Annotated in this window: 6 protein-coding genes; 1 reads left to right on the forward strand and 5 read right to left on the reverse strand. The window is 57.6% G+C overall.

Annotation, left to right across the window (positions count from 1 at the left end; genetic code table 11):
• The 5 genes from HU806_RS12720 to HU806_RS12740 form a co-directional block, all read right to left on the reverse strand.
• Positions 1 to 690, reverse strand: coding sequence for an Ig-like domain-containing protein (locus HU806_RS12720; RefSeq protein ID WP_186611696.1), 690 nt, complete (start codon positions 688 to 690; stop codon positions 1 to 3).
• 72 nt (positions 691 to 762) lie between these two features.
• Entirely contained in the window at positions 763 to 3558 is a 2796-nt protein-coding gene (locus HU806_RS12725; protein ID WP_186611697.1) for an Ig-like domain-containing protein, read from the reverse strand.
• 14 nt (positions 3559 to 3572) lie between these two features.
• Positions 3573 to 8072, reverse strand: a complete 4500-nt coding sequence (locus HU806_RS12730) for a Tc toxin subunit A-related protein (RefSeq protein WP_186611698.1) — start codon at positions 8070 to 8072, stop codon at positions 3573 to 3575.
• A 72-nt stretch (positions 8073 to 8144) separates the two neighbouring features.
• Positions 8145 to 12833 (reverse strand): Tc toxin subunit A, encoded by a 4689-nt coding sequence (locus HU806_RS12735; RefSeq protein WP_186611699.1) that lies wholly within the window; start codon positions 12831 to 12833, stop codon positions 8145 to 8147.
• Between the two features lie 179 nt (positions 12834 to 13012).
• A complete protein-coding gene (locus HU806_RS12740) occupies positions 13013 to 17029 on the reverse strand; it encodes an Ig-like domain-containing protein (protein ID WP_186611700.1) in 4017 nt (1338 codons plus the stop codon).
• A 444-nt stretch (positions 17030 to 17473) separates the two neighbouring features.
• Between HU806_RS12740 and HU806_RS12745 the strand changes: the two genes are divergently transcribed.
• Positions 17474 to 17839 carry a DUF6124 family protein gene (locus HU806_RS12745; RefSeq protein WP_186611701.1) on the forward strand — a complete coding sequence of 122 codons (366 nt, stop codon included), beginning with the start codon at positions 17474 to 17476 and terminating at the stop codon, positions 17837 to 17839.
• Positions 17840 to 17937: the final 98 nt, after the last annotated feature.

Here is a 17937-nt window from a genome sequence, read left to right on the forward strand (position 1 = left end):
TCACTCTTCGCCCTCGATTCGACTCCCTTCAGGTGCTAGCGACATTACGTTCATGGGTGAGTGTTTGAGTATCAACGGAGACGCCAATTTCAATCCATAGGCGCCGCCCTTCGAGCCGGTATAGCTGAAATCCCACCTTAGCTCGCCATTGGTAGGAAGCGCTCGATATTCGCCCAAGGGCGGCACCACAGTCAGCCCCAGCTCAGTGGCAGAAGAATAGCCGGTCAACCCAAGGCAAAACTGGCGGCCGAGCAAGGGGGCCGATTCGGTTTTGAACCAGACGGTGTGACTTCCAGACGTCCGAGGGAAAGCCGCTTCCGTGCCCCAGACCACTGGCGCGGACGTACCGAACTGGAACATTGCGCCGTCCCAGAAACCCGCTGCCAATACCTTGAGGGGGAATGTATGAACTGGCTCGTCGAACCCGGTCAACTTTGCACTCACGGCCACCTCGCCAAGGGCGTCGGCGGTGTAGGTGTAGCTTGCCCAACCGTCGGCATCCGTTATGACCGATACTTCTTCCCCTCGCTCAATCACGAACGTGACGGCTACCCCAGTAGCGGCCGCGCGGTCGGGGGACACAACCTTGAGCGCCAGAAGAACGTGTTCACCCAAGACCGGATCAAACGTGGCCTCGCGTACCTCGTCGATCAGCAGAGTGGCGCGGACTGAATCCTTATCGTTGAGCATGAGAAGCTCCTTCATGTCAGCTGGGTTGAACATCATTTGGGGCGCTGTGGGTTCGCGTTCAAGGCCAGCCCACTAGCGTCCATACACTTGGATGACGAACTCATGGGATGGATAATCCGCGGGATCGTAATAGGCGCTTGGAACCTCAGCGAGGACAAGCGCCCTCCCAGATGTTTTGCCCTCGAACCAAAACTTCGCCTTGCCATCGCTTCCCGTGGGTCGCGTTTCCGAGCCGCTTGCCTGCCTAAACGTCACGTCAACATTGTTCAATGGCGCCTTGGTGTAATGGGACAGGACTTCGATTTCCAAAAGCACAGACTCTCCCACCCAAAGGTCAGCATCGGGTCCCGTCCCGCTGATTTCAAATCGATGGTGCCCCAGGTTCAGGCTTACAGGTGGGTAGGTCAGGTCTATTTGTGGAAAGCTCAGCGATAGCCCGGTTTCTTCGGCCGTTCCCGTTTGAGGGGCGGTGAGCTTCCATTCGAACCCACTGGACGGCAGTTCGTTTGGCTCGCTCGCCGGAGGATCCAGCCCGATGCCAAGGGCATCTGGTGCCCATTGCGCTGCGACGTCAAGCAAGATCAAAGGGCTGCTGGCCTTGGGTACAAAACGCAACGTATGCGTACCGCCGATGCTGGGATAAATCTTGTCGGCTGCGAGGATCTTTCTGCCGTCAAACGTCAGCTCCCCTTCTTCTTCCAGGGTTGTAGAGAGCAACAACCCATCAAACTCCAAAGGCCCCAGTGTTTCATTGCCTATATACAAGGGAAACCTGGTACTCGTAGTGGCGATCGGACTGATGTCCCATGTCACGCCTGCTACGGTCATTTCTTGTTCCGCCCCGAAGTTCGGAGTTGCTTCAATAGGCGACTCTCCGTCGCCCACCTCCAACGATACTTTTTCATTCAGAAATCTATCGTCCGCGGGGTCAACCCGCAGTACCGAGGTCCCACCGTCAAGGAAAAAAGCCAGCCTTCTAGACGGAACTGGGTTTTCATCCAGGGTGATATTGACCAATGACTGCCATGGATGACCAGCATCGACCATAACGTCGAATTCTTTCTCGACGCGTTTGCCTTCGTAACGGCTTTCCACACTGGCAACGATCTTAAGGGTTCGTGCCTCATCCAAATCAAACAGATGGCCAGACCACCCTCCGTCTCCCGTCCCCGTTGAATCCGGCGCCCCGTCGTCGAGTCGCCATTCAACATCGATACCCCGACCTACCTGGACGCTTTCAACCTGCGACGAGACTTGAACCTCTAAATGAAGACGAACACCCTCGTCCACGAAAGGAAATTTCGGCGCTTGCCGATCAGCAACGATGTCTAGCCAGTTATGCGCCAACTCCATCCGCTGCGCAGGAGAGTCCTCCAACAGCTTCGAGCAGCGGATGACGAGATTAAAATTGGCGTCCTTGTTATCTTCGTAATTCATGCTCCAGGTCAGACCCGCGGCATCAATGGCGGTCATGTCGTCCAGCTCTGGGCTGAACGTCACGCCTAGCCCACCCGGTGTATCACCGTCGATGGTCTCCCATCTCAACATCAGATCCGTCCCCGCCAGGGCATGGCCGGCCGGGAAAGTGACGCTTGCTCGATGGCTGCCGCCACGGCAGGGATAGGCCGGCTGCGCTCCCCATAAAAAGGGAGTGGTGGTGTTTTCCAGCGAAAACTTCGCTGTCGCCCAAGGGTCTGCTGCCAGGGCACGTACCTGGAATACGTGCTTGGCGTCATCCTTTCTATAATGACTGTCTACAGAAGCCGTGACCTGGTAAATATCTGCGACTGTGGGTGTATAGGTATAAGTCGACTCGCCATTTTCATCGGAACGCTGCGTGAACAGCACGGGCGCAGCCGACGCATTTTTGGACGTCACGGCCCAGGTCACTTCCCGATTGGGCAGAGCGGTTTCGGTGTAGTGGGACTGCACCTTGACACGCATCGTCACACTCTGCTTAAGCGCGACCACAGGGTAATAGGCGACGTCTTGCACCACCGCCAGTTCTAGCCGGAAATGACCAGACCTCGCGGTTAGATCATAGGGAGCAGCCGTGTACTGACTGCGAACCTGCACGGGGTGCGGATATTCCTGCTCGTCGTCGGCGGGAACACGGCAACTGATGGCCCATGCATCCTCGATCAGTTGCTCGTGCTCCCAGGGCGGTGAAGCGCTGAGAAGGGCCGTTGTGTCCTCCTCCAACCACAACCCCGCCTGAGTTTGCCGCCAAACGCTGTCATCTGCCGGCGCCAACAGGAGCCGATGAGATTTGTCGCCCAATGCACCAAAACAAAGGCGCAATGGCTCCTCAAGGGACTGAGGCTCATCGTCGATAGTCAGGCTTTTCAGCCGCAGGTCCTCAAGCAGCAACTCCACTCGCACGAAGGCAACCCGCACACCGTGTTCGTTAGCGCCGACATCCGCCTTGCTGATGAAAGTCACCGTAACGTTATCGTCTGAAGCGTCAATAAGATCGAGGCAACGCGTGTACCGCACCAGAGAGATGGCCCTTGGCTTATTTGGGTCAACTGGTCGTTCAGACTCGGTCTTGAGCGATGGGACAAGAGGCCAATTTTGCTCTTGATGCGCCGTCTCAATTCGCAACGTGGCGCCCCCGCGGCCGTATGCCTCGTAATAAAACTCCAGTTCATAAACCGCTTTTTCATCATGAGGGCGCGGGTACGCCGCCAAGTCGATAGTTTGGCTCGCGGCCCCTTCGTTATAAGCGTGCATGTTGGCTGTTGGGGTGCCGTTCCAATCATCTACCGATCTGACGACACCTCCAACAGGGGTCCAGCCCTGCAAACCCGTTAGAAAGTCACCGTTGTGGATAAAGTTTTCTTCGTAGCGAAGCTCTTTGCTGTTCATGGCTGCGTCATCCTTCAGCGAATCGCAAGCGGTGCCTTGTCGGGCGTCGCAGTCATTTTAGGGTCGGGAACAAGCTCCGCCTCCACCAGTGCGGCGAATGAGGGGCCGCCATCCTTGGCGCGATAGGTCAGCGTCAGGATGATGTCCGTCAGAGAACCCAGCAGCTTTCGTTGCGCACCTGACGAGTACCTGGGAAACGTCAACTGGTAGGAGGCATGAGCCCCGGTGCCTTCGAAACGCTGGTAGCGGTCATCGTCAGGAAAGCCAACCACGCCACTGTCGTCCAGCCCAACCGAGAAAGCCGCTTGTTGGTATGGCCGAAGGTTCACTACCAGCGAGCCGTCACTGGGAGGCACCTCGCTGGAGCCGTGCAGGTATTTGACCGTGTCGATATTCGGCTCCACGATCGTGGCGCTGCTCGTTTGCACCAGCACCGCCCGGACGTTTTCATAAGGGCCCAACAAGCCGGGGAAGGTCAGCGACAGTCGCTTGACCTGGCGGCAGTAGTGGCCTGGGTAATCTTCGTTGAACATCCGTTCATCCAACGAAAAGGGCAGCTCACCCTCATCGGTGATCTTGTCTTTCCAGTTATCGCCCAACCGCGAACGCAAGGAGATCGTCTTGACCAGCTCAAGCCTGTGTTCATCACGTTTGATACGGGCGGCGGCCATCCTGAGCAAATCCAACTTCAAGGAATAGCCGGTGGTGAGCCCGTGGTAAGTGTCCATCCACACATCAGGACGAATGAACCGTGACTTGAAATCACCCATTTCATATTGCCAACAGGTTTCGGCACACAGGCACAGCCCGGCGACTACGTCATACACCTGGTAGATAAGCGTCTTCAGCTGGCCGACCACCCAGTTGCTCAACTCCCGCCCCGTCGTGCGATTTTTATAGAACGCATACACGGCCATGGCCTGGATGTTGGCCGCTTCAGTCTGTAGCAGGCTGGCCCGGGCGGCCTCGATCGCGTGCTCTTGTGCCACGATCTGCTCTCGCAGAACCCTTGCGTCGGCGTTCGACTGATCGAGCATGAACGCCCATTCTTCGCCACGCCGACGATACTGCTCGTTCACACTGGTCTCGTCGGCTTCGCGCATCATGAAATCGGCTGCCACCTGTATGATTTCGGCGGCAGCCTGGGGAACGGCGCCAAAACGCGCACCGCCATTGGCGACCCCATAAATGTTGGGAATTGTATCCAGGGCCGCACTCACCGCTCTCAATACACCTGAGCCCAGCCCGAGGGCCCTGGCGTCCCGACTCGTCTGCAGCACCCTATACTCGGCCGGGGACACACCTTCCTCGATCAGCCCTTGATAATATTGCACACGGCCCTTGAGCATGTTTTCACTCTGCCTCAAGGAAGCCGCCGTCGCCTCCAATTGGGCAATCGTCGCCTCATGGACGGTCCTGGCGTAATCGACCATTTCAATCATATGGCTTTGTTGCAGTTCTTCCAGCTCACCCCGGTCACGTTGCTCCAGCCATGACCGCACCTGGTCTTCCTGTTGAATCAGGAACTCAGTGCCCTGCAAGGCGAGGTTGTGCACCGTCTGCCACTTGTATGGCACCACTTGCACTTGCCCACCCGGATTGCGCCCCTCACCCGATTCGGAATTACCCTGGGCACGCAAGAGGTCCATGGGGTCCATGGGCGGGCTGAATAACGGAATCGCCAATGGCTGGCCCTCGATCGAGCGGTTCTGGCGCAAGTTGCCCAGCCGCGTCGAGAGCAACGCGCGCAACGCATCGGGCCGCTGGTTGAGACCTGGCCGGAACGGATCCGCGCCCAGCAGTTCGAAACGAGGGGTGGCCGTCATGCCGACGGGGACATCAGCCAAATCAATGGGGAAGTTCGCTTCAAACGCTTTGAGCGCATCGCGTCCGCTGACTTTTTTCAGGAGCTCTTTGAGGGTCGTCGGTTCCCATGTGGATATGGTCTGAATGCTGGGCTCCTGGCCCATCAACGACAACGCACGGCTGTAATTGAGCCTGGCAGCGATCATGCTGTCGTAGTCCAGGCGTCGGTATTGGCTGTCGCCCCAGGCGATCAGGTTCTCCACGTAACGCAGGAACAGGGCGATGCGCATGTGGATGGGCGCGGAATAACCAATAGCGTCCGGGTCGGTCGGCGCTTCGGTTTCGTACGACGGATCGAGGTCATTCCACAACGGGCGGCAGCGCCAATAGGCAGGTGCGGCAATGTCCCTGGAGTCGTCTCTGGGCGACGATTCCGGGACCTCCCGCGCCAGCGGATGGAAGATGTATTCGTACCAGCCCTGGGCTTCGCGATAGCGCCCTTCCGCGGTCAGGCGCGTCCCTACCAGGTCGGGGGTGTGAAAGAACATCTCCCAAAAGTACAAGCCGTTGCAACCGTCAAATGGCCCGTTTTTCTCCACCTTGCCATCCGGCATGGGTGACTCCTCGATGTGCTGGGTTTCCCAAGCCAGCAAGGCATCCACGGAAATAGTCGCGCGGCTACTCAACACCGGGCCGAAGGTCGAGTTCACCCGCACATACTTGAGCGTTTGGTCAAGCTTGTCGAAGTGCAGGAATTGCGAACCCTTGGGGTCACTTTTATCGATGGACACTGTTGTGTAGAGCAGCGACTCCTCATTGAGCAGTACGTTGAACGTGTTACGTCCATATCCCTGCCCCCCGTGCTGACCAAACTTGAAAACAAGCGGTCTGTCGACGGGAAAGCTTTGCACATCGTCTCGGTTCGAAACGGCGCGACGATACGTCAACCAGGGGGTCGCGTATTGACCATTCAGCACGCCGGTTGAAACCCAGTTCTTCGGGTCGTCAGCGTTCCTGGTCTCGTAGCTGAGAATGAACGTTACCGAACCATAGGCAATCTTCGGCACTACCTGATTCTGCTCGTTCAGCGCAGCGCCGCCGACGCCGGTCATGGTGAAACCTGCGCCGGCTTGCACTTCGCTCATCGTTCTTCCCAGCAGCAAACCCAGTGCAACGGAATTCAGCTCGGCGACTGCCTCGGCAACGTAGCCCCTGCTTCCCGTGACGGGCGTGAAGTCGCCCGCCTGGAACGTATGAATGTCTAGGCTTTCGCCTTCAACATCGTCCAGAGCCAATTTCAGCTGCAGCTTATGGACCTGCGCAGGCTGTTCGTCCGTAGTCATGGTGATACGCAGCCGTCGCTCCCCCGCATCGACGATTTTTACCTGGTGCGGCCCGGCAACCCAACTGACCGAAACCCGTCCGAGCGTCCGGCCAGTTTCCTCCACGGCATCGCAACGCCCACGAACCCTGAGTACGTCAAAGAGTCGGCTGCCAACATATTCACGGGTATGGATGGCATCCAGGAAAAGCTCATCCGTGATGGAACCCGCTTCATCCACTAAGGCTTCAATCGTGACTTTCGAATAATCATCCGGCACCACTTTCTGTTGCAGACGGTTGCGGGCCTGGAAGCGGGCGAACGTCATTTTCAGCAAGGTGGCCGTATCATCGGCGACCTTGCGAAACATCGCATCGCGGGTTTCATGAATCTCAATTTCGTGGAACGTAGCCGCCCCATCCAGCGAATGGCGGTTCGTATAACAGACCGCCAGCAAGTCGTCCTTTGGGTCGCCATCCCCCAGCGACACCGCGACCAGGCGACCGTTGGAAACGTCGTGCTCGCAGGTCCGCTGGTGCAAGGACACAGGGGCCGACCACTGGCCGTTCAGGAAACTGTAGGCCACCTTGATTTCCAGTGACCAGGGAATCTGCACCCTGCCATCGCTGTCGAGCTGGCGCTCCCGCCACTCACACCAGACCAACGCCAGGCGTCCGCGCCAATACACCGGGCGGATGTCCACCACCTTGTCCGAAGTCGCAATGTCGATCTGCTGCCATTCGCCCCACGCTGCCGGGTTGATTACCTTGCTGCTGTTATCGATATAGACCCTGACAGGACGCCAGTAGTAGCTGTACGGTGGCGTGCGCTCCTGTCCGATCAAGCAATAACGCGCCTTCTGGCTATCGGCGCCGTCGACATAGCCGGCGACCACATCCAGGTCGCAGATGCGCTGGAAGGCCTGGGTGTATTCCATTAACGCCCGCTGCACCGAGTCTGTGATCAGGCGCATTTGATTCAAGCTGTTTTCCAATGCCCGGAACAGGACGGTCTTTTTCAGGCGCAGTGACGGGACAATATAATTTTCCGCCTGGTCCTTGAGGATCACGTTGGCCGACCAAGTGCTGTAGTGGCTCAAGATCTGATACCAATACTGAACATCCTCCGGCTCGAAATGAATGTCTTCGTAACCTGGCTCCATTCCGCTGTAGACCGACTGGATATGTTGCTGCAGGCACCGCACATCCGCCGATATCCACGTCGCCTCCAACTGCGCGCTGTCCTGGGTATCGAGCATCAGGTACTCGCTCAGGTCATCGGGACTCGCCAGCGGGACATCGCCCTGCCAGATTAGCTGGCCTAAAACAGCCTCCAGCATCGCCGCGGTGTAGCGCTCTGTCAGTTCGTTGATCTGGAGTAATTCCATTGGATCCGCTCCTTGTCGCTGGGTGGTGGCCGGCCGATGTTTTCGGGTCAGCTGTCGTCAAGAGGCAGTCCGTCAGGGGCGTCTGCTCAAAGTGCCGTTGAGTACCAATGCTTCGGTCAAGCGATCGCAGACCAGGCTCAACTGGAAACGGCCATTGCGCACATCGCCGGTGACGATTTCCACGATCACGGGCTGGTCTTGCTCGAAGGTGATGCGTGTAGCCAACGGCGGGGTGAATGTCATGGCCAGGGCCTGGGTGGTGTAGTTGGAGCTCCACCCTATGGCCCCTTCGCTGCCGGCCAGTGTTTCTGGATCGTCAGCGCTGATTTCGAGGCGGTAACGGGCATTTCTGAACAGGTTCAGCTCGCCAGAACCAGGAATGATGGGTACAGGTTCCTCACTGCCCTCCAGAGGCACCAAATCGACCTTCCATATAAAAGCACTGAGCACGGACAACTTGAATTCGTGGGATTGTGCGTTATCGAAGGCCAACCGAGCGGTCAAGCTGAAGTCTCCCTCCACCAGCGGATTGAACAGATAACCAGACCGCCCCTGGGGATCGGTCGGGATGTCAACAGTCTCCAGGACCTTGCCTTTCGGCGAGGCGGGCACCAAGGTCCATTGCACCGGATAATTGGCCAACGGTCGCGGCGAACCCTCGCCCGGTTCTGTTACATCGACCCAGAGCAGCCTTGGCTTGCCGCCCTTCACAGAATGTTGCTTGTCCACGGAATGTCGTTGGATAACCGCCGTACTGGCCACCCAAACCGGCAGTTCGACCTGAGGGCCGTTTTCCAATTGGGCGAAGACAGTCATTTGGCCTGCTGGAGGGGCGTCGAGCGTGAATTGCGAGATGCCCTGCCCATCGCTCGGCTGCGCGATCTTGTTCTCTGGATCCAAGCTGGTCCACCACGACACCTCTTGCCCCTCGACCGGTTCACCGCCGAGCCCCACTACCAGGCAATGTAGGATCAACGGTTGCCCCACCCGCGCCACGCTGATGGCGTATGGGGTGTCAAGAATGCGCGGCTTGTCGACAAATTCGGGTTTGTAGTTGAAATCGAACCCCTCGCTGTTCTCTTTTGTCACCTTGATAGTTGCGCTGCCGGCTTGCTGGCTGGACACCCACACGCGGCTCCAACCGTCTTTGTCCGTGTACGATTCGTTGGGCCGGATCTGACCAAGCGTCGTAAACCACTCGACTTTGCGCAATGCCCCAGGATTTCCATAGTTATCGTACATCCGCACCCTCAGCTCTTGTTCACCACGTAGTCCCGCCAGTATCGGAGGCACAACGTCGCTGGGTCCTGGCCACTGAGTTCGTGGATTGACCTTCAACGTGTCTTCATCACAATCGATCAGCACGGACGGCCCATAGATCGGTTCATGCAATGGAATATTGAACGAAACATGAGCCGTCCCCATTCGCCCACCCGACTGTAATTCCGCGCGTGCCCGCCCCTGGTCATCGGTGCGGGTTTGAGGGGTGAGGATGGCGCCCAGATCAGTAGCCCAATAGACGTCGACGCCTTTGAGTGGCTCGCCATAGAAATCGAGCAGGGTGCACTCGAACTCCGCTACTTCTTCAGGCACGTTGGCGATCAATCGCCAGTTATCCACCAGACACCGGGTGGTGACGCTCTGGCCGACTTCAGCGGAATCCGCCACGCCGGTTGCGGAGTTGAACCGGGTCAGGCTTTCCAGCGCATTGCGCGCGGCGGCAGCAAAGGCCGCGTCGCTATCCAGCGGATCGAGCGAGCCCATGGAAAACGCTGCGGTAGCGTCCATGCCAGTCTTGGCCAACTCCAACGTGCGCAACAACAAATCCAGCTGCGCCAGGTTGCTCAAGATCGGCTTGATGGGCGAGTCGCCCTCACCCAGCTGCGCCTGGATGTGCTGCACACATTCCAACACATGCTTGATCCCGCAGCCCAGGTACGTCGCCAGCTTGTCGGCGGCCGCGTCGCGGACCAGACGCAGCCCGTCCTCGCTCATGTCGTCGGGTAGCTCGTTGACCTGACGCAGGTAGTCCAGCATTTTCTCTTCGGGCTCGCGGACACGACTGACGATGCGACTGTAGAGCGCCAGGTAATACACCGCCTGAAGCGTGATCTCGTAGCGACCCTCCAGACTGAACCACTGATAATGCTCGCCCGTCAGCAGGGTATCGAGCATCTGCGGGCTCAGGCCTAGCCGAACGGCGATTTCGCCGCGTCGTTCAAGCTCCGCCAGCATCTTCAAGAATGGTTCAGGTTCTTGCTGGCGTCGTGCCAAGGGCGATTGGAGCTTGGACAGCTCCATCGCCTTCTTCAAGAAGTCATAGGCATGCCCTTGCGACCAACGCATGACCTGGGTCGAGAGCAATGAATCAAGCTTCAGGAAGACTGAAACGCCCTCCTCTACGACCGTTCGCTGCTCGTCCCGGCAGCGCAGCAGGATGGTCATGATGAGGTCCTGCAGCCGTTCTCGTGGTTCTGGTGGTTCTGGTGGTTCTGGTGGTTCTGGCGGCTTTCCGATGGCCTCCTCCACTGTTTTCCGGACCGCCTCACGAGTGCGTGCCAGGTATTGTGCCTCGGTCTCGTCATGCCAACCGATAACCAAACCTTCGCCATCGACCAGATCTTCAGCTTGAAGTAGACGCAACCATACAATGTTCCTGGGCGGTTGAGCGTCAGTGCGCGAGGGAGCCCCTTCTTCCAGCAAAGTGGCCTCCAAAACCCGAACCGCCAACACCTGGCTGCGCAATTGCCGCAAAAACTGCTCCTGGCCTTCGGTCCAGACGGCAGGCACGTGCACCGGATTGACATAGCGCACCAGCCACAGCACCGGCAGATCGTAGTCCTTGGCCCAGGGGGCGCATTCCACCAACCCCTGGATGGCGCTCAAAGCATCCGCGCCATCCTCCACGCCATGGACCGTTACGACCGGCTCGCCCGCCAGCAGAGCAACCAGGCCTTCGCCATCGCTCATGGTCTGCAGCAGGGCCGTCGCCTCGATAGGCGTCATGCCGACGAGCCGGGCCAAATGTGTCAAGCGCCAGAAACTGGAGAGGATTTTCAGGCTGCGCTGCAATTGCGTCCTCAGCCCATACGCCCCGGCAATCACCATGGCCAGGAAGCGATAGGTCTCAAAATTGATGTCCAGGGCATTGCAGATCTGGTGAACCGTTCGCCCATCGGCCTCGCTTCGCGGCGCAATCGAGAACTCGCCATCATCGATCAGCAACGGCTCGTCGTACATTGCATGCCGGTTGTAGACCCGGTCGAATTGTGACAACTGCCCATCTTGGCCGTGTACCGACAGCACATCGATGAAGGCCGCGAACTCCTCGGCCTGGCAGCCATAGCGGGCACTGAGCTCCTTGAACAGCCCCAGGCAACGCAGCGTATTGGGACGGATCCAGATTTCAGCATTGCCCGTGCCCCGGTACTCGGCATGCATCGCGGCGACAAGCAAGTGGTCGACCTGATGGCTCGGCAACCCCAGCATGCGGTCCAGCCGGCACTTGCGGTTGATCCGGTCCATGCGGTGGTTCATCACCCGTTCCTGGTTATCCGTCTCGCCGACGTGATGCAACATGAACGTGCCTGGGGGAATACCATCTGGGTGCAACTCAATCTGAGGCAGCTCCCCGCCATGAACATAAACGGCGCCTGCATCAACGCCCGCCTGCGGTGTGCCTGGGTCGCCCAAGGCCGGCGCGTTGGCGGAAAGTTCAGGTGTGAAAGCGCCACGCCCCAGCAAAGCGTCGACCCCTCGCTGATCGAGCCGTGTTGATTCGCTGAAAATTCTCAGTTGGCGCAAGCTGGGCAACCCCATCGCCAAGTGGCCAAAATTGGCCAGGTAGAAGTCTTGATCCTGCGGTGCCGGATCGATCAACCGGGTTCGCGGATTTACCCTCATGAGCGTGCCGGTCGGGTCGGGACGGAGCTTGAAATACGGGGACTCCAGTAACAGCGAGAAATGCAATGGCCCGATTCCGATGCTCAATTGTTGGGCCACATCGGCCCGTTGCCCCTTGGCCCCTGGATTCTTGAAATAGGGGTAATCCAAATCGACCTGGCGGATGACATCGCCCAGCAATCCGCCCTTGATCGCCGTGCGCACCACGTGGGTGATACTTTCCCAGTCGTGATCGTAAGGCAGGCTGTTGTGATAACGACAAGTGCGCAAGAAAGCCTTGACGTCGGGGATGTCTTCCTTGGCCTTGATCTGGGCTTCGAGTACCGAATTGACGATTTCCAGGCGCGACAGGCGCCGGTCGACCGCCATCTCGTTGATCAACAGCTTGTCCACGTCAGGTCGACGCATTGCCAGGGGTAAAGGTATGGTCGGGGGGCCGTTGGCCTCGATGTACTTCACCCACTCACGCAAAGCCACCAGGTAGGCCGTGGTCGAGGCGCGGTTTTCGATGGCACCTGCCGGAGCACTGCCTTTGATATCCGGATTGAACAGGTTCATGTACGTGGGCAAACCCACCAGCGCCTTCTCGTTGCGCCGGTTCGCCGCCCCAAGGGCGGCTTGCTCACGAAAAAACCGGGCCACATAAACCGCCAGCGCATTGCCGCGGGCCAACAGCGTCTGAGCTTCATCGCGGCTCAAGCCGAGCGCCTGCAGCTGGGCGTGTTTCAACTTGATCAAATCGAAGACGCTGGTGTTTTCTGCGATGTATTGGGTCAAGCCTGAAAGCACAGCCAGGCGCTCCTGGCCCAGTACAGCCTTGGCTAACTGATGAACCGGGAGGTTATCGGATGCATTCATTGCTTGGACTCCTGTGACATCGTTGCCCTGCGAACAGGCTGGCGTTACTGTCGTGGGTAGGATTTGGCGCTGCAAATGAGGCGTCGTCTACTGTCAGAACTGACAGTATGCCGGACCGCCTGTCTGGATTTTCTCCACCGTTGGGTAAGTCGCCATCGACAAAAAAAGGCAGGATCAGCCTACATATCGCGCACGGTAAACTTGAAATTCACCCAGGCGACTGTGCCGCTGGTTTGCACCGTTCCTGCCGCCATCTGAAATGAGCCCAACAGCAACGGCCTCGTCACAATCACCCAATGCCCTTGATCATCAGCGATACCACTGCCCCACAAAATGCTGCTATCGCCCCTTGTGGCTAAGCGGATCGTCGCGCCTGGCATTGCCGTTCCTCGAATCACCGCCTGGGGGGAGACGTCGCCCTCGTCGGCTGGACTGATAACCACAGGCCTGTCAATGACATCGATCACTGTGAAATTGACGGTTGACGGCTTCAACGATTCTTGCCCATCGAGCTCCTGAATACAGGAAATGGCGTGCGACTGTAGGTCCAGCTGCACGTCGCTGCGCATCGACCAGCGCCCTTGGGCATCCACCTGGGTTTCGCCATATTTGCGGTAGCGGTCCTCCTCGGACCTGGAGAAAATGTTAAGCAATGCCCCCGGCGTGCCGGTGCCGGCAAACAATGGGCGTCGCTCAACGTTCGTCGCGCCGTTTGTCGGCGTATGGATGACCGCTGCGGGAAATCCTGCTTGCACCTGGATCACCTTGACAGCGCGGTTGGGTGTCAGCCAACCGGATGTCTCCCCGTCGCGGGTTTGTCTCGTCGCACACCGGTAATCGCCAAGCGGCAACTCCATCATCGATTGCGCAGCCCATGTACCGTTGCGATCGACCCAGCAATCGTTAACCAGATAAATACTACCGTGCCCCTCCTTGGTGATACGGACGTAGGCACCAGGCTCCCCGCGACCGGAGAACATCGGATAACGCCCGACCTCCTGCCCCATCCGCGGATAATCGACGGTTGGCGGCCTGAACTGCGCAGGCATTTTTTCCACGATGAAACGCCCACTCTCGACCCATTGCGAATGAACGCTGTTCACGGTTTGACGCACCGCTACCCGTGTCGGGCCTTCCGGCAGATTCTCGTTGCCCATGACCTGCCACCGTCCGAACTGATCAGCCACGGTGGACGGTGCCAGCGATTCTTCGGTGTTGAACCAGGACGCCACCCTGATGGTCGCATTCGGCGTGGCGATGCCGGCATACCAAGGCTTGAGCCCGACCCGATCATTTGGCAGAGGTTCGGTGAAGTGGGGCAGGACTTTCAACAGCTGAGTGGGCTGCAACTCGCCTGAACGATCTGAATCCAGCCCTTCACCCGCGCTTGCCACGACGACAATCTTGTCCCCCGCTGCGTCCAGTAGGTTTTCGACACTGGTCGTCCAGGTTCCCGCTGCCGTGACCGTAGCGCTCCCCAGCAACTTCAGCTCCCGGAGCCGATAAATGCGGATCTCGTCTGTGGGGAAGCCAAAGCCACTGATGTGCAACACATCGCCCACCGCCTCGCCTGGCCATGGCGTATCGACAATGGGCGGCGCCGGGACCACTTTAATGGCGTGGCGCTGCTTCACACTGAGTACACCGTAATGTCGGAGGGCAACCTCGAGCTTGGGATTGCCCGCAGGGAGCTCAAGTGTCGTCCACCATTCGCCTTCTTCAACGGGTACACCGTGGACAAACGGATCGGTTGCGTCGTTAAGATAAAATTCAACGGTACCGCCCGTGGTGCCAGTCCCTGAGAATATCGACGTGCGCGTCGTCTTATCTGACGGTTCCAATATGACCGGAGCCCTCACCCCTACGGTCAGCGACACCCGCGCAGTTTCCTCGGAAATATTGGTGCTGCCCTGCGCCAGCGCTTGTATGGCGTAAACGACGAGTGTCCCTTGCGACTGCTGACTCAATGACACCGAAAACTTTCCGCTTACCGCGTCTACAGGTCCCTCGCCCAACACGGTGCCGTCCCCCCTATGAATGACAACCCATCCGCTTGGCCAACCGGTGCCTTCGATGCGCGGAGCCAAGTCGACTGAGCCGGAGGTGGTGATCGTGGGTTTTGGCGTTCTGACCCGGAAGTTGCGAACGGTGGATGCAGGCTCATTGCCAAACGAAGCTGTTACGGTGACCGTGTAATCCCCCGGCGCCCAGTCCTCATTGACGACCTGATGGCGGAACGTGCCTGCTGGCGCCGTCAGGGAGATAGGAGCGGGTCCGCCGGTAAACGTCAGCTCGACCGTGGATCCCCGCCAGGCTGTGCCCTCGAACAGAGGGAGTTGGGTGGTGTATTCAGGATTCGCCTTAGGCTCGCTTAATTCGGGTTCAGGGGAAGGAATCTTTATTTCATAATCATCCGTGTACGCTGAGGTTTTTGAATTGACTACTTGCTGAGCCCTCAACTTTGTATAGTGGCCTGGCGGAAAATCATTAGTCGACGCAGTTTGCCATTGCAAATCAGTCTCGACCCTGGCATCCGCTACTCCGTCGATGGGAGCCACAACATTGTATATCCGGACGTCAGTCTCATAGCCGACCCACCGAAGCCCCCGTCCCGAAAAAATCGGCTTTTGCCCTGTCAATCTGATGCTAAATCCAGTCGGGCGGGGGACAGGAACTTCAACCGGCAAATTAGTGGCATAGCCAGAGTAAATCCGCCCACTCCCATCCGGAACGCTTTGCTGTGCCGTAAACCAGTATGAACCCGGCACCAGAGTGGCAGGGATAACTTCCCCCCAGGTACCATCCTGTGCAACATTCGTATTAAGATACGGCGTAGTGTTATTTCTAAAATGGATATCCAATCGAGCACCGGCCAACCCGGTACCATGCAACCGAACGACTCCATTATTGGTCTCGGATTGAATGGTAGGTACGTTGGGTGGAAAGATGAATTGACGGAGTACGCTGTTACCGGATTGCTTACCTCCCTTTTCCTGCTCTACCACCAGGCTTACCCGGCCAAAAGGCAACGGTTTGTCCACTCTGACAAACCAAGTGCCGTCGTCGAACGCCCATCCTAAGCCTTTCGGGTCCCTTGTATGATCATCAGAAAGGTAAACTCTGGTCGTAGCGCCGCTCAACCCATTATTGCCCCAGAGCTCAAAGGGATTCGAAGGTATACTTCCTGCTGCCGGTTCCGTTATAACGGGAACACCGAGCACCTCGTACTCAAGATCCGGAGTATAACTGTCAGGAAAATTCGTCAGCCGTAACCAAACCGTTAGCAGATACTTACCGCTGCGCAATGGCGGATCGAGTTTTAACTTCCACTCGGCATTAGCCGGCACATCGTAGTATCCAGTAACCTCCACATTGGCAGAATGGCTTCTGACCATCTTGACCCTGGTTCCTGGGGCAGCGCCGCCCGAGAACTCGGCGTCACTCAGCACCACCGAACCCGCAGAGGGCGCTGTCACTTCAGCCACGTATACTCGCGACTGGGCCGAGTGAGACGAAGATACAGTACCGACTCGCTGATAGGCTGTGAAATACATCTTGCCCAGATTGGACGGAATACTCAGCGTAGTATTCCACCTATTATCAGGTACCGGATGCCATACCCCATAATCAGCTTCTGCAGGAAGGTAAGTACGCACAATCACACTGCCGTTAGTTACCCGTCCGCCTCCGGTGATTTCAAAATTTCTCGTAAGAACATTCCTAATGGGGTCAATCGTAGGGACTGGAATAAACGTTAGAGTTCTTGAGTCTTCAAGATTGATGTTGTTTGTTATAGTTTTAAAGACAAAGCTAAAATATATCGTTGCGCTGGTGGCGTTTGCCGGAATGGTTTTCGTATGACTCACGCTGTGCGAATTACCATCTTGTCGCGCTTGCATAGTTAACGGTTCCCAATTTGGGTTTGCACTAGGACTCGTAACCTTTAAGTGTAATTCCCCAACACGAATAGGATTGTTCAGGGCCTTGTAGTTCAACGTTGTTACTGTGAACGAATCACCGCTACTGGACCACGAATACCTCACTCGCAGCTCAGCCCACACGTTTTCGGACTCTTTTCTCAGAAGGATCTCACCAGAATCAGCCATTTCAGAAAACGTCAGATCCGCTCCATCGGCATCGTCAATTCCCTCATCATGTTCGCTCGGTTTATTTTCGGTATCACCGTCGGTACTCATAGGTCACCCTTCAATGGAATAAAACCTGATGATTTGGCCAGATAATTTTTAAGGTAGTTAAAAGGCGTACCGTTCCACACCTGTCAAACCTGACAGTCCCGACCAACGGTAGGATCCGATGTAGGAAACATATCGGTGCCTACAACGCCTTGCGCAACGGACTACAGATCCGCCAGAATCCGCCGACTTGTGCGCCTTGGCCTCGCCCCGTAACGTGATTCGCGTCGCTGACAACTCAGCGATCGGGTTTAGTCGCTCGGCGGTAGATACGGTGTGCACAAGCGTCATCCAGTCGGGCTCCCCTTCCCGCACTTGATGGTGGCTGTTCGCAGGGCGCCCTCGGGCGCGCCGGATTTCGTGTCTCCGCCGGTCGACTAACCTGCGTCCAGCCGCCTCCATTCGTTTAGTCGCGAATCGGTGGCAGCCCCATTACGGAGACCGATCATGATCAAGCCAACATCCAATCCCCCGAAAAAAGCCTCACGCCCCACCGCAAAAACCCCCGAAGAAATCAACCTCGACAAAGCCGCGCAAAAAGCCCTGGACCATTACCTCAAGCCCAAGGCCGACAAGCCAAATAAAAACCCACGGCAACTGGACTGCTTCATCGTCGCGCCCGACGCTGACCCCGAAGGCTTGCTGGTGCACAGCTACGAAACCTTCTGCTCGGTGAGCACGCTGATTCTGGATTTATCCGAAGACCTGGAAGGCGCCCCGCGCAACCTGGCCCTGGCGATTCACCAAATGGGCGAGATGGGGGTGTTGTTGCTGGAGAAGCTGCTCGATGGCGAGGCGAAGGTGCAGCGTTGATGGCAACGCGATACGTCGGGCGATGAAGCCCCCCGTGGCGAGGGAGCTTGCTCCCGCTGGACGCAAAGCGTCCCCTTGCGGTGTGTCAGTTAATAATC

The organism is Pseudomonas sp. SWRI154 (assembly GCF_014268645.1).
In the GTDB taxonomy this organism is placed as follows: domain Bacteria; phylum Pseudomonadota; class Gammaproteobacteria; order Pseudomonadales; family Pseudomonadaceae; genus Aquipseudomonas; species Aquipseudomonas marvdashtae.